Source organism: Pseudomonas sp. C2.3V (assembly GCF_058536325.1).
In genome coordinates this window covers 3,591,343-3,616,056 of sequence record NZ_JBZUBN010000001.1, presented here as the reverse complement: position 1 = coordinate 3,616,056, position 24,714 = coordinate 3,591,343, and the positions used below count along the sequence as shown (strand labels likewise).

General features: G+C 57.4%; 22 protein-coding genes and 2 pseudogenes. 11 read left to right on the top strand and 13 right to left on the bottom strand.

What is annotated here, in order from left to right; genetic code table 11:
• Positions 1-94: 94 nt before the first annotated feature.
• Positions 95-712 carry a PAQR family membrane homeostasis protein TrhA gene (gene trhA / locus AC4LF3_RS17200; protein WP_491835991.1) on the bottom strand — a complete coding sequence of 206 codons (618 nt, stop codon included), beginning with the start codon at positions 710-712 and terminating at the stop codon, positions 95-97.
• 354 nt (positions 713-1,066) lie between these two features.
• Between trhA and AC4LF3_RS17195 the strand changes: the two genes are divergently transcribed.
• Together AC4LF3_RS17195 and AC4LF3_RS17190 are read left to right on the top strand one after the other, a co-directional pair.
• Entirely contained in the window at positions 1,067-1,285 is a 219-nt protein-coding gene (locus AC4LF3_RS17195) for a cold-shock protein (protein WP_010795836.1), read from the top strand.
• 80 nt (positions 1,286-1,365) lie between these two features.
• The gene (locus tag AC4LF3_RS17190) at positions 1,366-1,716 is read left to right on the top strand and encodes a DUF3509 domain-containing protein (RefSeq protein ID WP_010795835.1); all 351 of its coding nucleotides are present in this window, start codon (positions 1,366-1,368) and stop codon (positions 1,714-1,716) included.
• A 116-nt stretch (positions 1,717-1,832) separates the two neighbouring features.
• On the opposite strand, the gene AC4LF3_RS17185 is transcribed toward AC4LF3_RS17190, so the two are convergent.
• Positions 1,833-2,042: a cold-shock protein gene (locus tag AC4LF3_RS17185; protein ID WP_010795833.1), complete on the bottom strand. Its 210-nt coding sequence runs from the start codon at positions 2,040-2,042 to the stop codon at positions 1,833-1,835.
• Between the two features lie 531 nt (positions 2,043-2,573).
• On the opposite strand from AC4LF3_RS17185, the gene AC4LF3_RS17180 reads away from it, so the two are divergent.
• Together AC4LF3_RS17180 and AC4LF3_RS17175 are read left to right on the top strand one after the other, a co-directional pair.
• Positions 2,574-2,783: a cold-shock protein gene (locus tag AC4LF3_RS17180; protein WP_447109204.1), complete on the top strand. Its 210-nt coding sequence runs from the start codon at positions 2,574-2,576 to the stop codon at positions 2,781-2,783.
• A gap of 54 nt (positions 2,784-2,837) precedes the next feature.
• Positions 2,838-3,104 (top strand): hypothetical protein, encoded by a 267-nt coding sequence (locus tag AC4LF3_RS17175; protein WP_239383339.1) that lies wholly within the window; start codon positions 2,838-2,840, stop codon positions 3,102-3,104.
• Between the two features lie 690 nt (positions 3,105-3,794).
• On the opposite strand, the gene AC4LF3_RS17170 is transcribed toward AC4LF3_RS17175, so the two are convergent.
• A complete protein-coding gene (locus AC4LF3_RS17170) occupies positions 3,795-3,968 on the bottom strand; it encodes a con-10 family general stress protein (protein WP_010795829.1) in 174 nt (57 codons plus the stop codon).
• Between the two features lie 274 nt (positions 3,969-4,242).
• On the opposite strand from AC4LF3_RS17170, the gene AC4LF3_RS17165 reads away from it, so the two are divergent.
• The 4 genes from AC4LF3_RS17165 (at position 4,243) to AC4LF3_RS17150 (ending at position 7,585) form a co-directional block, all read left to right on the top strand.
• Positions 4,243-4,824: an alpha/beta hydrolase gene (locus tag AC4LF3_RS17165; protein WP_239383338.1), complete on the top strand. Its 582-nt coding sequence runs from the start codon at positions 4,243-4,245 to the stop codon at positions 4,822-4,824.
• A 58-nt stretch (positions 4,825-4,882) separates the two neighbouring features.
• On the top strand, positions 4,883-5,521 hold the full coding sequence (locus AC4LF3_RS17160; protein ID WP_010795827.1) for a peroxiredoxin: 639 nt from the start codon (positions 4,883-4,885) through the stop codon (positions 5,519-5,521).
• Positions 5,522-5,752: 231 nt separating this feature from the next.
• Entirely contained in the window at positions 5,753-7,195 is a 1,443-nt protein-coding gene (locus AC4LF3_RS17155; protein ID WP_491836323.1) for an ATPase domain-containing protein, read from the top strand.
• Between the two features lie 27 nt (positions 7,196-7,222).
• On the top strand, positions 7,223-7,585 hold the full coding sequence (locus tag AC4LF3_RS17150) for a response regulator (RefSeq protein WP_074822007.1): 363 nt from the start codon (positions 7,223-7,225) through the stop codon (positions 7,583-7,585).
• Positions 7,586-7,600: 15 nt separating this feature from the next.
• Here the strand turns inward: AC4LF3_RS17150 and AC4LF3_RS17145 are convergent, their stop codons facing one another.
• Positions 7,601-8,950, bottom strand: a complete 1,350-nt coding sequence (locus AC4LF3_RS17145) for a cation:proton antiporter (RefSeq protein WP_173869035.1) — start codon at positions 8,948-8,950, stop codon at positions 7,601-7,603.
• 178 nt (positions 8,951-9,128) lie between these two features.
• Here AC4LF3_RS17145 and AC4LF3_RS17140 point away from each other — a divergent pair, with 178 nt between their 5' ends.
• On the top strand, positions 9,129-11,051 hold the full coding sequence (locus tag AC4LF3_RS17140) for a sensor domain-containing diguanylate cyclase (RefSeq protein WP_491835987.1): 1,923 nt from the start codon (positions 9,129-9,131) through the stop codon (positions 11,049-11,051).
• 5 nt (positions 11,052-11,056) lie between these two features.
• Here the strand turns inward: AC4LF3_RS17140 and AC4LF3_RS17135 are convergent, their stop codons facing one another.
• The 9 genes from AC4LF3_RS17135 to AC4LF3_RS17095 all read right to left on the bottom strand — a co-directional run bounded on the left by AC4LF3_RS17135 (position 11,057) and on the right by AC4LF3_RS17095 (position 22,814).
• Entirely contained in the window at positions 11,057-11,623 is a 567-nt protein-coding gene (locus AC4LF3_RS17135) for an HD domain-containing protein (RefSeq protein ID WP_122041592.1), read from the bottom strand.
• Positions 11,624-11,831: 208 nt separating this feature from the next.
• Positions 11,832-13,574 carry a ClcB-like voltage-gated chloride channel protein gene (locus tag AC4LF3_RS17130; protein WP_491835985.1) on the bottom strand — a complete coding sequence of 581 codons (1,743 nt, stop codon included), beginning with the start codon at positions 13,572-13,574 and terminating at the stop codon, positions 11,832-11,834.
• 142 nt (positions 13,575-13,716) lie between these two features.
• Entirely contained in the window at positions 13,717-15,027 is a 1,311-nt protein-coding gene (locus tag AC4LF3_RS17125; RefSeq protein WP_010795820.1) for an MFS transporter, read from the bottom strand.
• Between the two features lie 193 nt (positions 15,028-15,220).
• Positions 15,221-16,555, bottom strand: coding sequence for a sigma-54-dependent transcriptional regulator (locus tag AC4LF3_RS17120; protein ID WP_010795819.1), 1,335 nt, complete (start codon positions 16,553-16,555; stop codon positions 15,221-15,223).
• Positions 16,552-18,312, bottom strand: a complete 1,761-nt coding sequence (locus AC4LF3_RS17115; RefSeq protein WP_244322596.1) for a sensor histidine kinase — start codon at positions 18,310-18,312, stop codon at positions 16,552-16,554. The genes AC4LF3_RS17120 and AC4LF3_RS17115 overlap by 4 nt, the downstream gene beginning before the upstream one ends.
• 124 nt (positions 18,313-18,436) lie before the next feature.
• Positions 18,437-19,165, bottom strand: coding sequence for a DUF4198 domain-containing protein (locus tag AC4LF3_RS17110; protein WP_491835982.1), 729 nt, complete (start codon positions 19,163-19,165; stop codon positions 18,437-18,439).
• A gap of 93 nt (positions 19,166-19,258) precedes the next feature.
• Entirely contained in the window at positions 19,259-21,382 is a 2,124-nt protein-coding gene (locus AC4LF3_RS17105) for a TonB-dependent siderophore receptor (protein WP_491835980.1), read from the bottom strand.
• Positions 21,383-21,559: 177 nt separating this feature from the next.
• Complete coding sequence (locus tag AC4LF3_RS17100; protein WP_083397824.1) at positions 21,560-21,838, bottom strand: DUF3820 family protein; 279 nt, start codon at positions 21,836-21,838, stop codon at positions 21,560-21,562.
• A gap of 82 nt (positions 21,839-21,920) precedes the next feature.
• A complete protein-coding gene (locus AC4LF3_RS17095) occupies positions 21,921-22,814 on the bottom strand; it encodes a chemotaxis protein (RefSeq protein ID WP_010795814.1) in 894 nt (297 codons plus the stop codon).
• 248 nt (positions 22,815-23,062) lie between these two features.
• On the opposite strand from AC4LF3_RS17095, the pseudogene AC4LF3_RS17090 reads away from it, so the two are divergent.
• A pseudogene (locus AC4LF3_RS17090) lies at positions 23,063-23,833 on the top strand (cache domain-containing protein); the annotation flags it as partial.
• 321 nt (positions 23,834-24,154) lie between these two features.
• Positions 24,155-24,694 (top strand): annotated as a pseudogene (locus AC4LF3_RS17085) (methyl-accepting chemotaxis protein); the annotation flags it as partial.
• Positions 24,695-24,714 lie beyond the last annotated feature (20 nt).

Below are 24,714 nucleotides of genomic sequence, written 5' to 3'. Positions count from 1 at the left end.
CATAGCGTCTGATTCAGGTCTTTTTCAGTAGCAGACAAATGGCTTGGCTCCGGCCTGATACCTGTGTTCGCTCAATACTACTGAATTGAAGGTATCACACCACATACAGGGCGATGGTAATAAAGTGCAGCAGGCTGCCCCCCATAACGAATAAGTGCCAGATGCCATGCCAGTGGCGAAAACGGTGATCGAACGCGAAGAAAACGATCCCCAACGTATAAAGGCAACCCCCCGTGACCAGCCAGGTAAAGCCTGCCGCGCCCAGCGACGCCAGCAATGGATTGACCGCGACCAGAACGATCCAGCCCATCACGGCATAAATCACGACAGACAGAACGCGGGCCTCGGAACGGGGTTTGATCTCCTGCAGCATACCGATGACCGCCAGCCCCCAGACGATAGCGAATAGCGTCCAGCCCCAGGGGCCTTTCAATGTCACCAGGCAGAACGGCGTGTAGCTGCCAGCAATCAACAGGTAGATGGAGAGGTAATCCACCTTGCGCATGACCGTTTTCGCACGGCCTTGCACACTGTGGTAAATCGTCGAGGCGCTATAGAGCAGCACCAGCGTGACGCCATAAATAATGATGCTGATGACCTTGGCTGGTGAGCCGTCCAGGGTGGCCCGTACCAGTAGCCATACCGCACCCATGAATGCCAGGGCTGCGCCGATCAGGTGCGTCCAGGCGTTGAGTCGCTCTCCGTAGTACATAGTTCTCCCAAGCTGAATGCCTTCGGTTCATGTCAGTACCGCGCCTGCGCCTGTATCAGCGATAAGAACCCGTCTGGCATGGGCTTTCTATACGTGCTCAATCAGGCCTGCCGCTGTGCTGAACAGTTTGTCGCTTTGATCGCATGGCAGAACAAGGATTCCCACCCGTCGCCGCACACCTAAATAGCCGCACACCCCAGGCCGAATGCGCCTATGGTGAAGTAACTACGTTGCTATCATGCTGCCATGACCCCTTGAGGGTGTTTTATCTACACCCCAGCCTCTCTTTGGATCACTGCCGCCTCGGCTCGTACGGGATGTTTCCCTGCGGCCTACCTTATCCAGGAGCCTTTCATGTCTGATCGTCAAACCGGTACCGTCAAATGGTTCGACCGTGTCAAAGGGTATGGCTTCATTGTTCAGGCCCAGGGGCCTGAATTGTTTGTGCACCACAAGTCGGTCAACGGTGGTCATGCGGTCAAGCAGCTGATCGCGGGCCAGCCGGTTTCTTACATTGCCGCTGAAGGCAAATTAGGGAAGGGCATGCAGGCTGAACATGTCGAGGCACTCTAGGTGCCTCGCACTGGCTTCTGGAGCCATAAACGCAGCGCTGGCTGCCAATATCTACCATTCTGCTCGGCGAGGTGTTTCACATGAAGGCGTATCTCAAGACCCTGTCATCCTCCTTTGAGGTTAACCGGCCTGTCATTTCAGCCGTTCGACCTGACGGCAGTCTGACGCTAACGTTTTCAACGCAAAACAAGGATGTGGTGGCCATACGTGTGATTTCCGCAGCCGATCTGGATGATCAGGAGCGGTTACATACGGTTATTGATGGTATCAAGACGCAGCTCGCGGTTATGGCTGGGAAAATGAACCGAAAAGCCGCCACCCGCAGCAACATGGTGTACCTCAGCCGATTCCGCAGTGAGTGGGCATTGGCACCCTTGGCACCAGGTTTTACAAAGCCGTTTATATCACCGGATGGGCCCGTGCCTACCTGATCATTGTCCAGGTGCAGGCATGCTCACGGGGTATGCCTTGGGCGAATCGGTTGGCAGGCTATTTTCCAAGGCAATAAAAAAGCCCCGCAGTGCGGGGCTTTTTTGGATCAGGTGTCTTAAGCGACTTGAACCTGATCAGCTTGCATGCCTTTCTGACCTTTGACGGCCACGAAGGACACTGCTTGACCTTCGCTCAGGCTCTTGAAGCCTGAGCTTTCGATCGAGCGATAATGGACGAACAGGTCCGGACCACTCTCAGGAGTGATAAAACCAAAACCTTTTTCATCGTTGAACCATTTGACGGTGCCATTTTGACGACCAGACATGATGTATCTCCAGGGTAAAATAAGGCTGCGGCGCTGAAACATTCAGGCCGAGACTGAGGTGCGAAAGTAAAACGAGCCGAGGAGATGAAACGAAAAACAGAACATCAAGCCAGGTATCGAAGTAGCAATTGCAAAGCAGTGAGATCACAATACGCTTTTTTCAGCTCTTGTATACCTTTATTTTTATTTTCTCGATTATTTTTCTCTGCTAAGAAACGGTTTAAATAACACTTGCTCAATGAAATCAGAGTGTTAGACCAAATAAATGGCAGACCTATAATATTTGGGAAGCATAAATAATGGAGTAATAATAGTCATATTTGTTTTCATTTATTCCGTCCGTCTAGGTTCAGTATAAAAGCAACACATGGACGTGAAAGAGAGTACAGTGGCCTTACTGTATAGCTAATTGTCACCGCGATGCTGACTTGATGGCCTGTCTGAAATCATCTCCTCGGTTCCTCTGCCCGTTAGGTGCAGTCTCGGCGCATTTCAAAGGCTGCCGTGATTCATATACCCAGGAGAAAAATCATGTCCATCAGACATCAAGGCACTATCAAGTGGTTTAGTGAAGATAAAGGGTTTGGCTTTATTATTCCGCAAGAAGGACCAGACCTTTTCATTCATACGAAATCTTTTGAAAACCGAAGCTTCAGAGGTCCGAATGAAGGCCAGCTTGTGAGTTATCAGTTGATCGTAGGGCCTAAGGGCTTCGAAGCGGGACAGATCAGAGAGCGTTGACATAAGGCCCCGCCAAGCCGGGGTTTTTCACCTTTATTAGCGTAAGGAAAATTCATGTCGACTGACGTATCAGCCCCTGTTCTCACCTATATGAAGTCGCAGTTTCTGCCCTTGGGTTTCCAAGTGCTGGAAGAGAGCGAAAAAGGCTTCGCCGTGCGCATCTTCAATCAGCAAAGCGGTACTACCATTCTAGAAGCCAGACGAAATAGTTCACCTTATCAAATGAGCCAGGCTGAGGCGCAAGTGTGGGTGACGGGCATCAAGCGTGAAATAGATAATCAGTTTGATATTCGAAGAAAGAATAGTCTGGCCAAAGTTTAACGAGGCGCAACGGTTATTCATTAACTATACAGGTACTTCATGACTGCCTGGACAATCAAGACCAGTGACGGAAGAACGCTACATAGCTGTTCATTACGAGGAAAGTTGGTCACGGTGGTATGGCAGGAAAGAAACATACCGGCTATGTGTACTGAATCCCAGCGGCCGTCTATTGAATTTCGCCATGAACATCAGGCTCATGCGTTTCTCGCTTCGCTGAAATTGTTGCGGATGGAAGAGTTCAGCGATGCCGCTATTGTGCAAACCATAGGAAGATGAAATCGGCTTTTTACCGGTATTGTTTTTAAGCTCTGGTTATCGGTGTGTCTGTTCTGCCAATTTAATTCATAAGCCCTCCGGCAATTCCCAATTGCCCTCATCAGGTTATTACCTTTACACGCTTAAGGCAGATGTCTCTGTGTAGCTCTATTTTAGAGAGGCTATACCAGACCCTCATGCGCTTGAGCTCTTCTCTGGAGGCCGAAATACTCCAAAGAGCAGGCTCTTTCTATCGCTCAGGCAGATACGTCTGAAGCGAGCGATCAGGTCATGTCAGGGAGGGTGACGATCAAAGAGGGATATTAGAGGTTGGTAAAAGCGTGGATTTATTCAAACGGTAGGAAGTGTCTTCAGCAGCGCCTGAAAACAGAGCTTGAGCGGAAGCTGGGCCTCCGCTCAACCACTCAGCTGCTAGCTGCGGCCGCCGCCATGGCTGTTCTGGCCACCTTTTTTGCCTGCTTCAGAGGCCTTCTCGCGATCGTTGGCAAAGTTACCGCCGCTGTTCTGACCCCCTTTCTTGCCTGCTTCGGAGGCTTTTTCGCGGTCGTTGGCAAAATTTCCTGGGTTGTCGTTTTTAGCAGTCATTTGAATTCTCCAGGGGGAACCCCTGATTCGGCTATTGATGATCAACAGCCTTCCTAGGTAAGGAGAGGAATATCCGCGGGGAGTTCAGATATTACGGGCTGATGGTAAGAAAGAAGACCAATGGCATAGGGGGCGTAATCATCCAGGCCAAAGCGCGGCAGCTTGTCGAGGAACAAGACTTATTCCATTAAAGAATAAATAAATTATTACTTATTCTTTGTGCGTATTTTAGGCGTGCGTACACTGCTGCCATGACTCCTGTAGAGGCATCGCCATGGGCACCACCCCGATACACTATCTGATCGTTCCCGGCTGGCAGGGCTCGCCTGACAATCATTGGCAAAGCCACTGGCAGCGTGTTCTGCCTGATTGTTCTCGGGTAGAGCAAAAGGATTGGTTCATGCCGCAACGTCAGGAATGGGTGGATGAACTGGAGCGCAGCCTGAAGGCCTGCCACGCTCCGGTTATCCTGATCGCCCACAGCCTGGGCTGTGCAACCGTGGCCCATTGGGCCGAGCAGGCCGACCCTGAAACAAGACAGCGTGTAGTCGGTGCGTTGCTGGTTGCACCTGCAGACGTCGAGCGACCGGCCTGTCCCGCGCCGCTAAAGAATTTTGCGCCATTGCCTCGGCAGGCTCTGCCGTTTCCGGCGCTGCTTGTCGGCTCCGGTAACGACCCCGCTGCCACACCGGAGCGCGCGCGTTATCTGGCGAATATCTGGGGCGCCGCCTCAACGATCCTGGCCGATGTCGGTCACATCAATGTGAAGTCCGGTCATGAACGCTGGGAGGACGGTTTCACATTCCTGTACCAGCTGCAGCATCAAATCGAGCGAACGTCACGATACCGGGCTTAACTTATCCGGACCATCTGTCCAGGCAGGTGGCCCCTTGAACCGATACAGGAGGATCACCATGAGCCTTAGATTGGGCGATATAGCACCCGATTTCGAACAGGATTCCAGCGAAGGCCGTATTCGTTTTCACGAGTGGCTGGGCGATAGCTGGGGCGTGCTGTTCTCGCACCCGGCCGATTTCACGCCCGTCTGTACGACAGAGCTTGGGTTCACGGCCAAGCTGAAGGACGAATTCGCAGCCCGAAACGTCAAGGTCATTGCCCTGTCGGTCGATCCGGCCGATTCTCACCGCCGCTGGATCGATGACATCAATGACACTCAGAAGACCACCGTCAACTTTCCCATCATTGCCGATGAAGATCGGAAAGTGTCGGGCCTGTACGACATGATCCATCCGAACGCGAACGACTCGCTGACGGTTCGCTCGTTGTTTGTCATCGACCCGAACAAAAAGGTCCGGCTGATCATCACGTACCCCGCCAGCACGGGACGTAACTTCAATGAGATCCTGCGGGTGATCGATTCGCTGCAGCTGACCGATAACCATAAGGTGGCTACGCCAGCCAACTGGGAGCAGGGTGGCGATGTGGTGATCGTGCCTTCGCTCAAGGATGAAGACGAGATCAAGCAGCGCTTCCCGAAAGGCTATCAGGCGCTGCGCCCCTACCTGCGCATGACGCCTCAGCCAGACAAGTAACATTCTCCTCAGGGAGCGGCAGCTGCCGCTCCCGTCTCTACAGGCGTGGTGCCCCAGGCGTTGCCGTCTGAGAACTCCTGCTCATTTGTCATCTCTGATAAGTACCCTGGGCCTCTCTCCGAAGCATTCATCTGGATATTTCAGGCGCTGAGCCATAGTCTTGTCGACCTGTTCAGACCGCCACGGTGTGGTCGATCAATGATCTTTTACTCTCTGGCAGGGCCAATCGAATTGAAGCAACTAACGCGCCTGGAAAGTGGAATCGAGGGGCTGGATACCTTATTACGGGGCGGCTTTGTGGCCGGCGCGTCATATGTCATTCAGGGCCGTCCGGGTTCCGGCAAGACAATTCTGGCCAATCAGATTGCCTTCAACCATGTGCGCAAGGGTGAGCGTGTCCTGTTCGCCACGTTGTTGTCCGAATCCCATGAGCGGATGTTCCAGTTTCTTTCCACGCTCAGCTTTTTCGATCACAGCCAGATCGGCGGTGATATCCAATACCTTAGTGCGTTCGACACCATGGAGCAGGAAGGGCTGGAGCCGGTCGTCAAGCTGCTGCGCCGGGAGATCTCCCGACAAAAGGCGACGCTGCTGGTGGTCGATGGACTGCTCAATGCCCGCTCCAGAGCCGAAACGCCTTTGGACACGAAGCGATTTATTGCCGAATTGCAGGCCCATGCCGCCTTTGCCAATTGTACGGTTCTGTTCCTGACTAGCTCACGTCTCGATGACGGCAGCCCCGAGTTGACCATGGTCGACGGTGTGCTGGACGTGGGCGAGGAGATTCGTGGCGTGCGCTCCATTCGTCGCATGAGCCTGCGCAAGACGCGTGGTAGCCCTGCGATTGCCGGGCTGCATGAGTATCAGATCACTGAAGATGGGTTTGTGGTCTATCCAAGGCTCGAGGCTGTCTACAACACGCCTTATCGTCCGGAACAGATTGATGAGCGCCGAGTCGGCACAGGGCTGACCAGTTTTGACCAGATGCTTGCAGGAGGCCTTAGTCAATCCTCCATCTCCTTGCTGATGGGGCCGTCAGGCAGCGGCAAAACCTCCATGGGCCTGAGCTTTATTGCCCAGTCCTCTCTGGAGGAACCCGGCGTGATCTTCGGGTTTTACGAGACGCCAGACCGGCTCCGCATCAAGGCACGCAGTATAGGGCTAAATCTGGGCGGCCTGATCGATAGCGGCGCTGTACATATTCATTGGCAGCCAACGGTTGAGTTGCAGCTGGATAAAGTAGGCCATCAGATTATTGATGAGGTCCGCCGATTGAAGGCCAGGCGGTTATTGATTGACAGCCTCGGCGCCATTGCTCGCATGGCCAGCAAAGAGGATCGACTCATGGAATTCTTTACCGCGCTCACCAACCAGCTCAGGTCTATGGGTGTCACAGTGTATGGCACGTGGGAGATGAAAGACCTCTTCGGGTCGGATATTCACGCGCCTGCGCCTGAACTGTCAGGCATTACAGACAATCTGTTCATGATGCGCTATGCGGAATTGAATGCCGAACTCAAGCGGGTCATTTCCATATTGAAGGTGCGGGACAGCCACTTCGACCCGTCACTTCGTGAAATTGTTATCAGTGATAGTGGTATTGATTTAGCTAAGGCTTTCAGAAATGCGGAGATGGTTCTTTCAGGCTCAGCAACGTCGAACAGTCAGGGCTGATGTCGTCATTACAGGGAAGGTAAATACATGACGACGATTCTGGTGGTCGATGATGAGTTTTTAATCGCTGAAATTCTCTCGTTCGCGCTTGAGGATGCGGGGTTCCAGGTCAAAACGGCCAGCAATGGCCAAAAGGCGCTGGATGCCTTGCTGCGCGAGCAGCCTGCGCTGGTCATTACGGATTTCATGATGCCCTTGATGAATGGCATGGAGTTGGCCCAGGCCATTCACGACCATCCCGATCTCAAGGCGATACCCATCATCCTGACCACCGGTGCGCAGGCGCATATCGCTCAGCAGAACCAGCATCTGTTCAATGCCATCTTCGAAAAGCCTTTCGACGTCTTCAAAGTCATCGACACGGTCAAAGCACTTACCGACACGGTATAAGCACCGCGCGCTAGCTCATGCCTGTTCTTTCGCATGTTTACGCTCATAGCGATCCAGCAAGGGCTGGGTAGTGACTCCGTGCAGCAGGATGCTGATAGTCACGACGGTCAAAGTGATGTCGATACTGTCCTTGAGTGAGCCTTCCGTAAGGCCGTGGTTCAGGGCATAACTCAGGTAGTACAGGCTGCCGATCCCTCGTATGCCGAACCAGCCGATCAGTGTGCGCTGGGCAGGGGTCGCCCAACGTCGACCCATCAGCAAGTACACGCTTAAAGGGCGGATCACGCAGAACAATATCAGCGCCAGCCCTGCCGCGCGCCAGTCCCAGTGGGGGTAGAGCAATACGCCCAGCAGCGTGACCAGCAACACTTCCAGGGAGCGTTCCAGCAGGTTGCCAAAGGCCAGCATGTCACCCATTAGTACGCCGGCTGCCACGGTGGGGCTGCTCAGTTTGTCCTGGTCGAGCTGATTGGCCTGTACGACCGATCCGGTCATGTGGCCCAGTACCGGCTGGGTCTGCTCCTCGGCTGGAATCTTGGCGTGGCCGGAGGATGAGACCTCCACTCGACGCAACCCCACGCCCGCTGCAAACACGGCAAGAAAGCCCCAGGCGCCGACCAGATCGGCCAGTACATAGGCCAGACCTATCAGGGCCAGTGCAAGAAAGTCATTGGGAGAGATGACGCTATCGCGGTGCTTGATCCGCAGGTAAATGGAGAATCGCCCCATCAACCGCCCCAGGGTGTAGCCGATCAGAAGGCCTGCAGGCACGGCCCAGAGCAGGCGATGCAGAACCCATTCACCCAGCCAGTCAGCCTGTACGCTATCGTGGTGCATGACCAGCAGGGCCAGGGCAACAAACGGAAAGGCCGTGCCATCGTTGAGGCCTGCCTCACCGGACAGCGAGTAGCGCACCCGGTCGAAGTCCCGGGCATGGACGACCTGGACGAGTCCGGCCAGGACCGGATCGGTAGGGGCCAGGGCCGCGCCGATGAGCAGGGAGGTGCCCCAGTTGAGACCAAACAGGTAGTGACAGACCAGGGTGCTGCCGGTAATACAGCACAGCATGATCGGTCCGGCCAGCATATAGGCACCGCGCCAGGCCGGGTCTGTCAGGGGTAATCGCAGTTTGAGTCCGGTCACGAACAGGGAGATCAGAACGGCAACTTCCGTCAGATGCTCCATCCAGGGGGCCACGTCCTGAAAGCTTTCCTGCCAGAGGCCCAGCCCCAGCGGGCCAATAGCAATGCCAAATGCCAGGCAAACGACGGATGTAGTGACAGGAAGCCAGCGAAGGTAGGCCGATGCCAGGGCCAGAACCAGCAGTAACGTACTGAGTACGCCTGCCCATTGAATGAAAGTCATGCGCTCATGGATACCTGATACTGAAACGTTATGGTTCGAGACATGACAGGGCGTACTGGTTCAGGTTATCGGATCAAAACGCTATCAATGACATACTGTAGCCTGACGAAACCATGAGCAGAAACGGCTGCTTATCTGTCAGACTGTAAAATAGTCCCGCTTTAGCCTGACCATTGCCATGTTGCCAGCAGCCGATCCTTCCTACGAAACCGAACGCTTGCGCGTCCTGAATGCGCTTGAGCTGATGGATTCGCCTGCCGAGCCTTTTTTCGACCGGATTACCCGGCTGGCGGTACGTACATTGGGTATGCCCATCGCCTATATCTCGCTGGTGGATGACAAGCGGCAATGGTTCAAGTCCCAGATTGGCCTGGATCTCGTGGAAACCAGTCGGGAGTCCTCGTTCTGCGCTCATACGGTATTGGCGCAGCAGGCTATCTTTATCGAAGACACAACGCTGGATGAGCGGTTTAAAAACCATCATCTCGTCAAGGGTGGCAAGCATATTCGCTTTTATGCCGGGATCCCCATCACGAGTATCGAAGGTCTGGCGCTCGGTGCATTGTGTGTCATGGACACAACGCCGCGCAGGCTGGAGGCAGAAGAGCTTGAGGCGCTCAACGACCTGGCCGCCCTGGTCTGTCATGAGGTTCAGCTGCGCGAAACAACCCTGCTGGCCCGCCGTCACGTCAAACGGTCGAAAGCGGTGTTCGAGACACGTGAGGCGCGCTTTCGCGCCATTTTCGAACGGGCCGCGGTAGGAATTTCCCTGGTAGGCAAAAATGATCATTGGATCGATATCAATGATGCACTCTGTCGAATGTTGGGTTACAGCCGCGATGAAATTAAGAAACTGACGTTCTGGGAACTCATTCATCCAGACGATCTAGCCGAGTTCAAGCAGCTGGCTGAGGGGTTGATTACCGGAAAGGTAGATGCCATCGACCTGGAACGGCGCGCACTCAACAAGCAGGGCGATTCGATATGGGTTCGTTTGAATGTCAGCCGGCTGGAAGATCAAAACGGTAATGCCAGCAGTATTGTGACGATCGTTACCGATATTCATGCGCGTAAGGAAGCCGAAGAGGCACTGGCGGCCCTGATGGAGGATCTGGAGCAGCGCGTAGTGCTTCGAACCTATGAGCTTCAACGTGCCAATGAGCAGTTATCTCAGGCGATGGCGCACCAGCTACAGTCCGAGCAGGCGCTTCGTCGCCGGGAGGCGGAACTTAGTAGCGTGATCGAGCATGCTAATGATGCTTATGTCCGCGTTAATGAGCTCGGCATTATCACAGCCTGGAACCGTCAGGCCGTCGAAACGTTTGGCTGGACAGTAGAAGAAGCCCTGGGCCAGCCAGTAAGCGAGCTGATTATTCCTCCTTCGATGCGTGAGGCGCATCTGGCAGGAATGGCGCGTTACTTGGCGACTCGGGAAGCTAAAGTCCTCAATCAACGCTTGGAGTTGCCTGCGATACGGCGAGATGGGTCCGATGTTCCAATAGAGATACGCCTTCGAGCACTGAATGTGGAGGGACAATCCTTTTTTAGTGCCTTTTTGCACGATATCTCTGAGCGCAAGGCTGCCGAAGCGAGGCGTGAGCACGAGGCGCGTCATGATGCGCTAACGGGGTTGCTGAACCGGCGCGCACTGCTGGAGGTCCTGCCCAAGGCCATTGCACGGGCTGAGCGTACTCGGGCGACGCTGGCACTACTGTTTCTTGATCTCGATGGTTTCAAGGCTGTCAATGATGCTCAAGGCCATAATGCCGGCGATGCGTTGCTCATTGAAATCGCGAAACGGCTGCAAGGTAGTATCCGCAAGTCCGATGAGGCTATCCGCCTGGGCGGCGATGAGTTTACGGTCATTCTGGAAGGGTTGGTCGACGGAGTGAACGATGCATGTCGATTAGCGGGGCAACTGCTCGAGAAAATCCAGAAGCCGATCTGGTTGGAAAGCTATGAAGCCAAGGTAAGTGCCAGCATAGGCATCACGCTCTACATACCGGGCTCGGCCCGTACGGCAGATGATCTTATCAATACTGCCGACACCGCGATGTACGAGGCGAAGCGGGCCGGGAAGGCCCGGTATCACTTGATGTAAGTCTGCTATACGACGGTTTTTCGTTCGGTTTCTTCGTCCAGCTGCTCACGGATTGCGGCCAGTAGTGGGTGAGCGGAGGTGTATTGGCGGCCGTAGTTCAGGTTGAAGCCATAATCGAAGTCTGGCGGATTCAAGCCTTGGTTGTGCTGGAGAATGGTCTCGAGCTTATCCAGGCCCTTGGCAAGCTTGGCCTCTGGAGAGGAGCCGTTCTCGTACTCGTCCCACAACGCCAGAAAACGTTCCTGACGCTCCGCGGGGAGCGAGGCCAGCAGGGTTTGCAGGTCCTGGCGCTCCTGCCCGGACTTGCTCAGGCCCGGTCGCTGCAGCACGGCCGGAATATCACCGCTGATGGCTTCGCCCAGGTCATGGATAAGGCAGATTTTCAGCAGCTTGGCAAAGTCGATGCCTTGGAGTTCGTCTTCGTACACCATGGCCATGAGACATAGCCGCCAGGTGTGTTCCGCGGTGCTTTCCTGCTTTCCCGAGCGGGTATAGGCGGTGCGAAGGGTATCCTTCAGCATCTCGGCATCCTTGAGAAAGCGGAGTGTTCCCATTAATTCGCTTAGTGTCATGCAGGCCACTCCTGTCAGGGTGAATCAATACAACGAATCGAGTGCGCAGGGCCTGAATGTGCAGGCACGGCGCGGGACGCTCGATAGATGATGGCTTGGACAGCACAAAGGCGAAAAGGTGAGAGAGGATTGGGTCTTCCTGTATTGAAGCCTCACGCAAGAGACAGCAGGGCATTGCCAACGGTGACAATGCCCTGCAAGACCCGCCTTATAAATACAGCTTCAGGTGCGCCAGGACCTGACTTTTCGATATATAGCCCAAAAGCCTGGGGCAGGACTGGCTTTCCACCACCGGCAGGCGTTCGCCGGGATGGTTCAGGAAGGCTTCCAGGGCAACCGTGAGGTTATCGTAAGGGTGCAGCAGAGGAAGCGTATGACCGGGCAGGTCCCTGGCGAGCAGGTTGGCATCAAGTGTTCCAGCCGCCTGGGCTCTGTTGAGGTCTCGCAGCGCGACGATCTTGACCAGCAGGCCATTTTCGTCGATTACGTACACAAACTTGACGATCTGCTCGCGGAACGTTTGCAGCACTTCTTCCAGCGTGGCTGATGCTGGTACGGTTTGCGCGCCCTCGTTAAGAATGGCTTTAACCTTAAGGTTGCGCGTCTGGTTACGGGCTTTCCATAGTTCGTTGTTTTTGGCGGTCACGGCGTACATGGAGCGAGGCGAGAATGCGCCGCTGATGTAGTAGCCAGCCACCACGCACAGCAGCAACGGCAGCACGATGTCATAGCTCAGCGTCATCTCGAACACCATGAGGATTGCCATGAGCGGCGCCCGGCTGGTGGCAGCGAGAAACGCGCCCATGCCGACCACGACATAGGTAAAGGTTGGCGCATGCAGGGTAGGGGCGAGATGCTCGACCAGGCTGGCAAACAGCACACCGATGGCGGCGCCGACAAACAAGGTCGGCGTGAAAATGCCGCCTACCGTTCCCGTACCGGCTGAGGCGGTTGTCGCCAGGACCTTGAAGACCAGCAAGGCCGCCACGGCTGTCCAGGGCCAGGGGTGGTTGATGAAGTCATTGATGACGCTATAGCCGTTACCCCAGGTCTGTGGATAGAAGATCGAAATCAGGCCGACCACGAGCCCGCCGCACCCCAGCTTGATAGGCAGCGGCAGGGGAATCTGGTCGATTCGCTTGCGCGAGCGTTCCAGCAGCCAGAGAAAGAGCGGGGCCAGCGCGCCGAGCAGGATGCCCAAAAGAATAAACATCAGGTCTTGCGACAGGCTCAGGGGCTCGAACAGCGGTACGCTGTAAATCGAGTGATACCCCGGCAGTGAGCGCATGGTGAGGTTGGCTATTACGGATGCCATGATCAGCGGAGGCATGCGCTCCGCCACGATGGAGCCCAATACGATCTCTGCCACGAAGAAGGCACCGGCAATCGGGGCGTTGTATACAGAAGTGATCCCGGCTGCGGCCCCGCAGGCCACCAGGGTCCGCATCTGCTCCGGTGAGATCGTGCGAAAGCGACCCACCAAAGAGGCGCAGAGGGCGGCCAGCTGCACCATGGGGCCTTCTTGTCCGATAGAGGAGCCGGTGGCAATCGAGCACAGTGAAGATGAACTGCGTGCCAGCGTCTGCCGAACCGGGATACGGCCATCGCCCAAGGTGATGGCTTCCATGTAATCCGAATGCGCCGTGGCTTTGGTATAGCGCCGACTGAGCAGGAGCAGGAAGCCCGCCACGATCCCGCCCAGCGTAGGCACGATCAGGCGCATGTACCATTCGCTGGACTGGGCCAGCTCGACCACGTCGGCCGTTTTGCCGAAGGCCGCGAGATGGATGAGGTCAATCGCATGGCGGAAGCCCAGCGTGACCAGCGCCCCGACGATCCCGATTGGGATGGCCCAGAGCAGAGTACTCAGGCTTTCAGCATCGCCGAGTCGTTCGCTCAGGTGCTGCCAGGTTTGACGAAAGGACGATACCAGCCGGGTGATGACCCTCATAAACAATCCGAAGCCACAAGAAATGCTGTTCGGATCATGGACCATGCCTCGCTCAAGGGCTATCCCCCTGTGATGGCAAAAGCGTCCTGATTGATGCTGGCTGCGACAAAAAAGGCCCCTTGCGGGGCCTTTGGAGGAAGGATTATTCGTGGGTAATGCGGGAGTGGTCGCGGGTGTCCTTCATGAACAGGTAGACCAGAAGTGAGCAGGCGATACAGCCGGTAACGTACCAGTAATAGCCGGTCTCCATGCCGATGCTCTTGAACCACAGGGCTACGTATTCCGCGGTGCCGCCAAAGATCGAAACGGTCAGTGCATAGGGCAGACCCACACCCAGGGCACGGATTTCAGTTGGGAACAGCTCGGCTTTCACCACCGCATTGATTGAGGTGTAGCCGCTGACGATGACCAGTGCCGCCATGATCAGGAAGAACGCGCCCCACATGGACTGAATCGTGTGCAGCGCAGACAGGATCGGAACGGTGAATATCGTGCCCAGTACCCCGAAGGCGATCAGGATGGGGCGACGGCCGATCTTATCGGACAGCGCGCCCACTACGGGTTGCAGCAGCATGAAGAGAAACAGCGTGGCCGCCGAAATCATGGTCGAGTCGGACTTGCTCATGCCTACGGTGTTTACCAGATACTTCTGCATGTAGGTGGTGTAGGTGTAGAACGCCAGGGTGCCGCCCATGGTCAGGCCTACCACGGTCAGCAGCTCCTTGGGGTGGCGCATCAGCGTACGCATCAGGCTTTCCTGGACAACGCTTTCATCCTTTTTCTTGAAGGAGGCGGTTTCTTCCATTCCACGGCGCAGGTATAGCGCGGTGACAGCGCAGGCCGCACCGATCAGGAACGGAATGCGCCAGCCCCAGCTTTCCAGCTGCTCGTTGGTCAATGTCAGCTGCAGGATGATCAATACTGCCAGGGCGATGAGCTGGCCGGAGATCAGCGTGACGTACTGGAAGCTGGAGAAAAAGCCACGGCGTTCCTTGGTCGCCATCTCACTGAGGTACGTGGCGGAGGTGCCGTATTCGCCCCCCACGGAAAGCCCTTGTAAGAGCCGGGCCAGCACCAGCAGGACGGGAGCGGCTACCCCGATGGTGGCATAGCTGGGCGTGAGTGCGATGATCAGCGAGCCGCCGCACATCATGACGACCGATAGCATCAACGCAGCCTTACGCCCTTTTTTATCGGCATAAACGCCCATCAGCCAGCCGCCGATGGGACGCATCAGAAAACCTACGGCAAAGATGGCGGCCGTGTTCAGCAGCTGAGCGGTGAGGTCGCCTTGCGGAAAGAAGGCCTTGGCGAAATAAAGCGAGAAGGCGGCATAGACGTACCAGTCGTACCACTCGACCAGATTGCCAACGGAGCCACTAAAGATGGATTTGATGCGCTGTGACGTGGTCTTGGGCGTTACGCCCGCGGCCAGGGTGGCGGTGCTTTCCATTCGGAATCCTCTCTTATCATTGTTGTATGCCGCTGCGTGAACGCACGGCTTGTCATCCTGACTGCACGAGGCGTGCCATTAGGGTGCTGGCCGTATCCAGCGGGTTGTAGAGGAGGACGTAAGCGGAATCTTGCCGAAGGCCTTTAACCCATAAGCGGATTTCCGCCTATGGTCGCCGCTGGTTACGCCTGGGTTAGCCGTCCGTTTCCAGAAAGACTTCCCGCATCAGCCCATGGCGCTGCATTTTTTCATTGAGGGTACGACGTGGAAGCTTGAGCTCTTCCAGTACCGCCTTTATGTCGCCTTTATGCCGGGCCAGCGCATTACGCAGGCATTGCGCCTCGAAGGCTTCCATTTGCTCATAGAGGGAAAGGTCCGCCGTTGATTGCGGAGCACCACTATCCAGGCCCAGCACATGCCGCTCGGCCGCGTTGGCCAGCTCCCGGACATTGCCCGGCCAGTCATGGGCCAGAAGGCGTGCCAACTGGTTGCCACTGGGCGTGCCGGGTTCGCGGCCCAGGCGTTTGGCAGCCTGCTGGAGAAAATGCTCGAACAGAAGGGGGATGTCCTCACGGCGCTCGCGCAGCGGTGGCAGGTAAAGCTCCGCTACGTTAAGACGGTAGGCAAGGTCCTCTCTGAACCGGCCGGCACGGGCTTCTTCCAGCAGATCAGGCTTGGTGGCGGCAATGATGCGCAGGTCCACAGGAATGCTCTGATTGGAGCCGAGCCGCTCCAGCTGCTGCTCCTGCAAGACCCGCAGCAGCTTGGCCTGCTGGGCGAGAGGCATGCTTTCGATCTCATCGAGAAACAGGCTGCCGCCGTTAGCATGTTCCAGTTTGCCGATCCGCTTGCCGGTTGCCCCGGTAAAGGCGCCACTCTCATGCCCGAACAGCTCCGCCTCGAACAGCGTATCGGGGATGGCGGCACAGTTGAGCGCCACAAAGGGCTTGGCGCTACGGGTGCTGAAGTCATGCAGGCAACGGGCGACCAGCTCCTTGCCGCTACCCGTTTCACCTCGCAGAAGGATATTGACGGGCGTATTGGCGAGTTCAAGCACCTGTCTGCGCAGCGTTTCCATGGGGCGTGAATAGCCAATCAGACGTGCAGCCAGCTGGGCTTTCTGGTCCGAGTGATCGTGCAGACGCCGGTTCTCCAGCACTAGACGGCGTTTTTCCTGGGCGCGCTTGAGGCTGCCGAGCAGGGCCTCGGGGCTGAAAGGCTTTTCCAGGAAATCATAGGCACCCTGGCGCATCGCTTCGACGGCCATGGTCACATCGCCGTGGCCGGTCAGCAGGATGACCGGCAGGTCCTTGTCCAGGGTCTGAAGCTGCTCGAGCAGGGAGAGCCCGTCCAGGCCGGGCATGCGGACATCGCTGATGATCACACCGGCGAAGTCGGGCGTCAGCTGCGCCAGGCAGGCCTCGGCGCTGGCATACAACGCGACCTCGAACCCCGAGAGTTGCAGCCATTGCTGGATGGCTTCCCGGATAGTGGATTCATCATCGATGACGATTACGCGGTCCGTCATGTCGGGTCCTCTTCGATCACCATGGGCAGGGTCAACATAAAACGCGCGCCCTGGGCCGTATTGTCAACCGTCAGCTCGCCGCCCAGTTCGTGGACGATAGCGTACGACACGGCTAAGCCAAGGCCCAATCCTTCACCGACCGGCTTGGTGGTGAAGAACGGGTCGAAAACCTGGCTCAGATGTTCTTCTGCAATCCCGCCGCCGGAATCCGTGACGGACAGCAGCCAACGGCCTCGCTCGGGTGTCAGAGCAATATCCAGCTGGCGAATCGATTTATCCGCCATGGCATCCAGTGCATTGCGCAGAAGGTTGACGAGCACCTGCTCAAGACGGATGGCATCACCACGCACCTTGGCGGGTCGGCTCATGCGCAGGCTGACGTCGACCCGCTCGTTCTGGACCCGTGGTGCCAGCAGCTCGAAGGACTTGTCTACCACGCAGGCCAGATCCAGCGGTTCGCGAAGACCGGCAGGCGTCTTGCGGGCATAGGTTTTCAGATGACCGGTCAACGCAGCCATGCGGCCCAGGAGTTCATCGATACGGATAAGGCTCTGGCGAGCCTCATCGTGACGCTGCTGGTCGAGCAGGAGGCGAACGCTGGCCAGCTGCATGCGCTGGGCTGTGAGCGGCTGGTTCAGCTCATGGGCGAGGGCGGCGGACATCTGCCCGAGCGCGGCCAGTTTGGCGGCCTGGATCAAACCGTCCTGGGCGGTTCGCAGGTCGGCGGTACGGGCTTCGACCAGACGCTCCAGCTCATCACGGCTGCGCTGGCGCTCACGGGCCAGACGCCGTCGCTGCTGAAGAAAGAGCAGGGCGAAGACCAGGGCAAACCAGGCACCGGCGGCCGCAAGGCCCGTGGTTTGGGCCGTGGCAGGAAGACGAGAGCGATCACGCAGCAGGTGCAGCGTCCAGCCTTCTTCGGTGAGGGGCAGTGAAGTCCAGAGAAAATCCTGCACGCCCAGGGGGCCGTGGACCCGGGTAAGGCGCTGATTCTGTGCCAGGGTGTTCATGGGCTGATAAGTGAGCGGCAACAAGGGCTGACGGTTGTACTGCCGGGTCTCCTCAAGTTCGGCATGGTCATCGGGCCTTAGCGACTCAAGGATGCGGTAGCGCCACCCCGGCTGGTTGGCGATAAACACGATTCCACGCGCATCGCTTACCAGGATGATATCCGGCTGCTGGCTCCAGGAGTGTTCAAGCTCTGGAAATTCCAGCTTGACCACAATGGCCCCAAGAAAGGTGCCGTCATCGGCCGTCACCGCCTGGGAGAGAAAGTAGCCGGGTATGCCTGTGGTGACGCCTACTGCATAGAAACGACCCGCTCCCCGGGTGCGCGTCTGTAGAAAATAGGGACGAAACCCGTAGTTATGCCCTACATAACTGGTGGGCAGGCGCCAGTTGCTGGCAGCCACGGCAAGGCCCGTGCGGTCGAGCAGTTCTAACGTGGATGAACCAGCTGCCCGGTTGAGCTGTTCGAGCTTAAGGTTGAGCCGATGCTGGGCTTCGGTACTCAGGGGCCCGGCCAGACTCTGGCTCATCTCGGGATCAAGTGCCAGAACGGCGGGTAAGGAGCGGTAGCGGTCGATCAGGGTTTGCAGGTTGCGGGCATAAAGGTGCAGCTGCTCTTCGCTCAGGGCACCGGCTTCGCGCAGGGCATAGCGCTCAGCCTGACGTGTGGCGGCATAGGCCACCAGCACGGCACCGGCCACGATGACGAGCGAGGCAACAAACAGACGCGAGGAACGGGACAGGCGCATGGCAGACTTCGCGATCAGCGGAGCATGGATCATACTGCGTTCGGCCGGTACTGACAGCCCAGTCACCGAAATGCACGTGAACGGTTTTCCGGTGACTGGGCTGTTTCAGAGGTCTACGTAGGCATCAATGGTGGTGGTCGCTCGGGCTGACAAAGACCAGGGTGGAAAACATCCCGCGCACACGGCCGTTGGGGTCGTCCTGCTTGACCTCTGTATTGGCGCCGATCACGTTACGACCATGATGGCGCACCGTAATCTGTGCCCGGCCCTGGGCGTCGGTCGTGGTGCTGACATGATCAGGGTCGTTGATCACATCGTCGTACAGTTTGATACCGGAGGCGGGCTTGCCGTCGAGCAGGACTTGCACCTCCAGCGTCTCACCCGGCTCTACGGCCAATGGATCGCGCTGAGGAATAATGGCGAATTTAAGTGCGTCCAGAGAGGGCAGCTTGGCGTCTTTTTCCATAACCGCGAGGCTGTACTTGTAATAGCGTCCTGAGGCGAGGGCGCCCGATACCTCAGTTGCCCCTTTGTTCACCCACTTCTTGTCCTGGCCTTGTGCCCAATAGCCATTGTCCAGTGCAACCGCCAGCACCGCTGGTGTAGCGGCCGGTTTCAGACGCGCATGGTCGCTCTGCTTTTCAACCGTGATCGGTACGGGCTTGCCGGAGGTGTCGTATGCCCAGGCACCGGAAATCCGTGCAGGGTCATAGGCGTCCTCTTCGGCGCCTTCGCCAAAGACTACTTCGATCTGGCCGCGGCGCTCCTCCGGCCAGAGCGCATGGGCAAACAGCGAGCCGCTGAAAACGGACAACGCAAGGGTGGCGGCCACCAGGGTGTGCTTGGTATTCATGTCGAGGTTCCTGTAGCGAGCGTGACGGGATACAGCGTTTCGATAAAAGCGAAGCGTGTGCAGGCGATGAATCCGACACACGCCGCGTTCGGCTTACAAGGTGATGGAAACTCCGGCCTGCAGGGTGCGTGGCGCACCGGGGTAGGCCCAGATCGAACCCCAGGCACGCTCGTCGTATTCCTCGTTGAAGACGTTGTCGAGGTTGAGGTTCAGGCGAATACGGTCGGTCAGCGGGTAATAGGCAAGCAGGTCGACCACGGTATAGGACGACATGTCGAACGCCGTGGACGAGGTGCTGCCCTTGCGGTCGCCTACGTATTTGAGGCCAACGCCCACGCCCAGCCCGCTCAACAGACCCGAATCGAATTCATAGGTATTGAGCAGATTCACGCTGTGCTTGGGAACGTTTGCCAGACGGCTGCCGGTGGGCATGGTAGACGTCGTGCTCTTGGTCACTTCGGCATCGACATAGGCATAACCACCAATAACGCGCCATTGCGGCGTGATATTGCCAGCCAGGCTGAGGTCGAAGCCACGGCTGCGCACTTCGCCTGCCGCAATCTGGTAATTGCTGTCGAGCGGGTCCGATGTGAGGACGTTTTCCTTGGTGATATGGAACAGGGCTGCCGTAATACTCAGGTCATGCTCCGGCACGTCGTACTTGATGCCAGTCTCGTAGGCGATGCCTTTTTCCGGGTCGAAGGCCTGGCTGCTGCGATCGGCGCCCCGGTTGGGCTTGAACGAGCGAGCCGTGTTGGCATACACGGCCAGCGAGTCGGTCAGGTCATACACCAGGCCGAAGCGAGGCGAGACGGCGTTATGTGCCTGCTCCCAGCTGCCTGATGCGGACAGGTAGTTCGTGTACTGCTGCTCGAAGCGTTCCAGCCGCGCACCGATCTGGGCCTTGAGCCGGTCGGTAAGTTCGACCTGATCCTGCAGGTACAGCGCGTAAGACTTCAGGTTCTCGTCATCATGGGTGGTCGTACGGGTCAGGGCAGGCAGCGGCTGGCCATACACCGGCGCATAGAGGTCGAGCGGGAAGGCACTGACGCTGCCGCTGGAGCGGCGGATAAAGGATGTGTAATTGAAATCGTCATACTCGACACCAGCCAGCAGGGTGTGAGCAAAACCCGCCGTCTTGAAGTGGCCTTCAATGTTGGTCTGGAAGGCTATATCGTCCCATTCCAGGGTGCGCTCGCTATAGTTCCGGCCAATGGTGCGGCCATCGGCTGCCAGTCCATTGTTCTCTACGGCGCCGCCGTCCAGGCTACCGTCGAGATACTGCACGCCGCCACGAATGGCCCAGTCGTCATTGAGCTGGTGTTCCAGACGCAGCTGGGTGGTGGCGTTTTCATTACGAAGTTTGCCAGCGTCTTCCTCGCCCAGGAAACGATCGCGTGGCAGCTGACCGGCCTGGGTGGCATAACGGGTAACGCCCCGATCCATAGGATGGCGGTTGTGCAGGTAGTCGCCCTCTAGGATCACAGCGGTACGGTCGCTCAGCTGCCAGCGCAGCACGGGCGCTACGTTGTACCGTTCGCTTTCCACATGGTCACGAAAGCTGTCGCTGCCTTCAGCCACCAGGTTCAGGCGATAGGTAAATTCGGCGTTTTCATCCAGTGCGCCGGTGGTGTCCAGCGTGCCGCGGCGCAGCCCCTGGGTGTTGAACTGGCTGCCCAGAACGGTTTTCCGATCGGCCTGGGGCTGCTTGCTGACAATATTGAACGTGCCGCCCGGGTCGCCTCGGCCATAGAGCATGGATGCAGGGCCACGAAGTACCTCCAGGCGCTCGATCGTGCTGGCATCCGGCATATTGGGATAGCCACGGTTGACGGCAAAGCCGTTGCGGTAGAACTCCTGGGTACTAAAGCCCCGCACCAGGAACTCAGTCAGACCCTGTCCGCCAAAGTTGTTGCCTCGTTCTACGCCCCCCGCGTAGTCCAGGGCATCTTCAAGCCGGGTAGCACCAATATCTTCTACGACCTGACGCGGCACTACGCTAATGGACTGCGGCGTCTCGTGGATGGCCGTATCGGTACGGGTGGCACTGGCCGAACGGGTTGCCCGATAACCCTCAACGGGGCCTTGAGCGCTTTCGGTCACGTTGGCTGTGATTTCCATCTGCGATAACGAGGCTGGCTCGGAGTCGGATGGGGTTTCCTGGGCATAGCAGGTGAAGGCGTGCAGAGAGAGCACGGGGACGATAAGACGCCGCATTTCTTCTTCTTTTCCTTGGTAAGAACCGCCAGACGCGGAGATAGGATGCGGATGCTATATATTATGATAATCGTTATCAATAACGAGTTGATAGCAACTTGATTGCGTCGTCTGGAATGCAACGAGCACGGAACGCGCTGTCCTAACGCCTCAGGTGTTTAGGCGGAAGAAAGACGGCTAGTCGAAGGAGAACCGCTTGGGTCGCGGGGGCTTGTCTGGAAAGCGGGTTCCAGACTTGGGCGGGTGCGCTTTGCGCAGCGGTTCGAGCAGCGGTGACAGACCGTTGTGGTCGATCTCCTGCATCAGCTGGATCAGGCGGCCGATTTCGCCCTTGGGAAATCCTTCACGGGCGAACCAGTTGAGGTAATGACCGGGTAGATCGGCAATGACGCGACCCTTGTATTTGCCATAGGGCATTTCACGGGTCACCAGCAGTTGCAGATCCTTCGGGTCCATAAAGCCTCACAGGGTAACGGTTGGAATGCCCGGATCTTCACCGGACCCGGACATTCTACCGTATCGAGGCTGACAGGTGAGGTCAGCGCCCCTGAACGGCATGGGCCGCTCGAATCACGCAGCGGGTTAGCTCCGGTGGCGAGAACTTGGTGAGTACGTCGTTGGCACCTGCCTTCTTGGCCCTGTCGCTGTTCATGGAGCTATCCAGTGACGTATGCAGCAGCACATAGAGGCTGCTGAAGTCCGGACTCTCGCGCAGGCTCTGGGTAAAGGCGTAGCCGTCCATTTCCGGCATTTCAATGTCGGAGACAACCACGTTGATCTCATCATCTGTGCCTTGTAGCTCTAGAAGCTTTTCAATGGCTTCTTTGCCGCTGCGGGCAACATGGCAACGGATATTCAATGTCTGCAGGGCATGAAGCGACAGGTTGCGCGCGACTTGGCTGTCATCCACGATCAAGATACGCGTTGCCTCCAGGGCTTCGATATCTTCTTCGTTCAGGGCCGAAGGCGTCTGCGGTATGGCAGGCGGTGCAATACCATGGATAACCTTTTCGATATCCAACACCTGAACCAGCGTGCCTTCCACTTGGGTCACGCCGGTGACAAACGCGCGACTACCCGAGCCGAAGGGGGGCGGGATGATGTCGCTCGACCGGCAGTGAATGATCTTGGCAACGTTCTGGACGTGTAGCGCCTGCTTGGTACGGCTGATCTCGGTCACGATCAGACAGCCACCAGAAGGGTCGGCCAGGGGCTGTTCGCCAATGGCACGGCTCAGGTCAATCACCGATAGCGAGGCGCCTCGCAGGGTCGTGACGCCTTTGACATGTGGATGCGACTCAGGCATGCGCGTCAGGGGCGGGCACGGAATGATTTCGCTGACCTTGAGCAGGTTGATGGCCATGAGCTTTCCGCTGCGCAATGAGAACAGCAGCAGCGAGAGGGAGTCATCGGACGGGTTGTGCTTGGGCATGGGTGACCTGTTCAGGAATTCAACTTGGCTGCCAGGACTATCGGCCAATAGACGCGAAGGTTTAGGCGAAAGTTTGCTTCATTCTGTCGCATCCGCCCGAGGAGCCACTGGCCGGGCGAGCGTAGCCAGTCATCGGGTCGGGCTTCAGATCCCCGAAAGGGAGTCGATGAATCCAAAGACAGCCCGAAAAGAGTCCGGGCACCGTCATGTCATGTGAGCTTCAACAAGAATAAACAGGAGCCTGTTGCATGGATGTCTTACGCAAATACCCCGTTCGCGCGCGTCTGTGGTTGATCCTGACCGTCGCGGCCCTGATGCTGCTGGCCTTCGGCGCGCTGACGCTCAGGGCCTCCTATGAGCACCTCTATCAGGGCAAGGCCGAAAAGACGCAGCATGTGGTCGAGACCGCCCTGGGTGTGTTCACACATTTTCAGGCGTTGGAAGCGGGCGGCACGCTCAGCCGTGAGGCGGCGCAGCAAGGCGCCTTGGCTGTGCTCAAAGCGCTTCGCTACGGTCGCAACGACTACTTGTGGGTCAACGATCTGCAACCGCGTATGGTCATGCATCCGATGAACCCCAAGCTCGACGGGCAGGACCTTTCTACCTATAAAGATCCTGACGGCAAAGCGCTGTTCAATGAGATGGTAGTCGTGGCAAAAAACGGCGGTGGGGTTGTGGCCTACCGTTGGCCCAAGCCCGGTGCCAGTGAGCCGGTGCCCAAGGTTTCCTACGTCAAGCAGTTCGAGCCCTGGGGCTGGGTGCTGGGGACAGGCGTCTACCTGGATGATCTGCAGGCCGAGTTTCGCGCACAGGTCTGGCAGACGGCAGGCGTCGGGGCCGTCATCGTAGTGCTCATGGGCGTCTTGATCTTTCTCATTCAGCGCAGCATCACCCGACCGCTGACGTCGACCGTCAAGGCGATGGCCAGTATCGCCAGTGGCGAGGCCGACCTGACCCACAGGCTCGACACGTCGGGCCGTGACGAGTTGTCTGAGCTGGGCCGTCATTTCAACCGGTTTTCGGAGCATTTGGGTGAACTCATTCGTCAGCTACTGACGGCCGCTCATTCGCTGGATCGTCATTCGGGCGAGCTGGGTGCCATTGCGGCCCAAAGTCAGCGGCACAGCGACACCCAGACCCAGCAGATGGATATGCTCGCCACGGCTATCAATGAAGTGACGCATGCCATCCAGGATGTGGCCCGCCACGCCGAACAGGCCTCGGGCGAGGTGCAGAGTGCTGAACGTAGGGCCGATCAGGGGCTGGTCAGTATCCAGACCAGCCTCCACCAGACCGAAGGGTTGTCAGATACCATTCTTCAGGCCGCCGAGGTCATCGAATCACTGGCGCAGGAGAGTACCCAGATCGGCACCGTACTCGACGTGATCCGCTCCATTGCCGACCAGACCAACCTCCTGGCTCTTAACGCTGCTATCGAGGCAGCACGTGCCGGTGAGCAGGGGCGCGGGTTTGCGGTAGTGGCCGATGAGGTCAGGCTTCTGGCGCAGCGTACCCAGAAGTCCACCCAGGAGATTCATGCCATGATCGAGCGGCTGCAGACCAATTCGGGCGCGGCGGTTCGGGTCATTCAGGAGAGCCGGCAGGCTTCGCAGCACACCATCGAGCAGGCCGGTCAGGCCAGCGACAGCCTTGAGCAGATCAACCAGACCCTGCGTAACCTTGCAGCGGTAAACGCCTCGATTGCGAGCGCTACTCTGCAGCAGTCCCATGTGGTGGAGGAGATTAATCAGAGCGTCGTGCAGGTGGCCGGCCTTGCCCAGACCAACGCCACGGCGAGCGTGCAGACGAGTCAGGCCAGCCAGCAGTTGCGTGGCATTGCCGATCAGTTGGGTCATCTGCTCGGCCAGTTCAAGGTGTAATGCCTTCCCTTGCAGGGCCG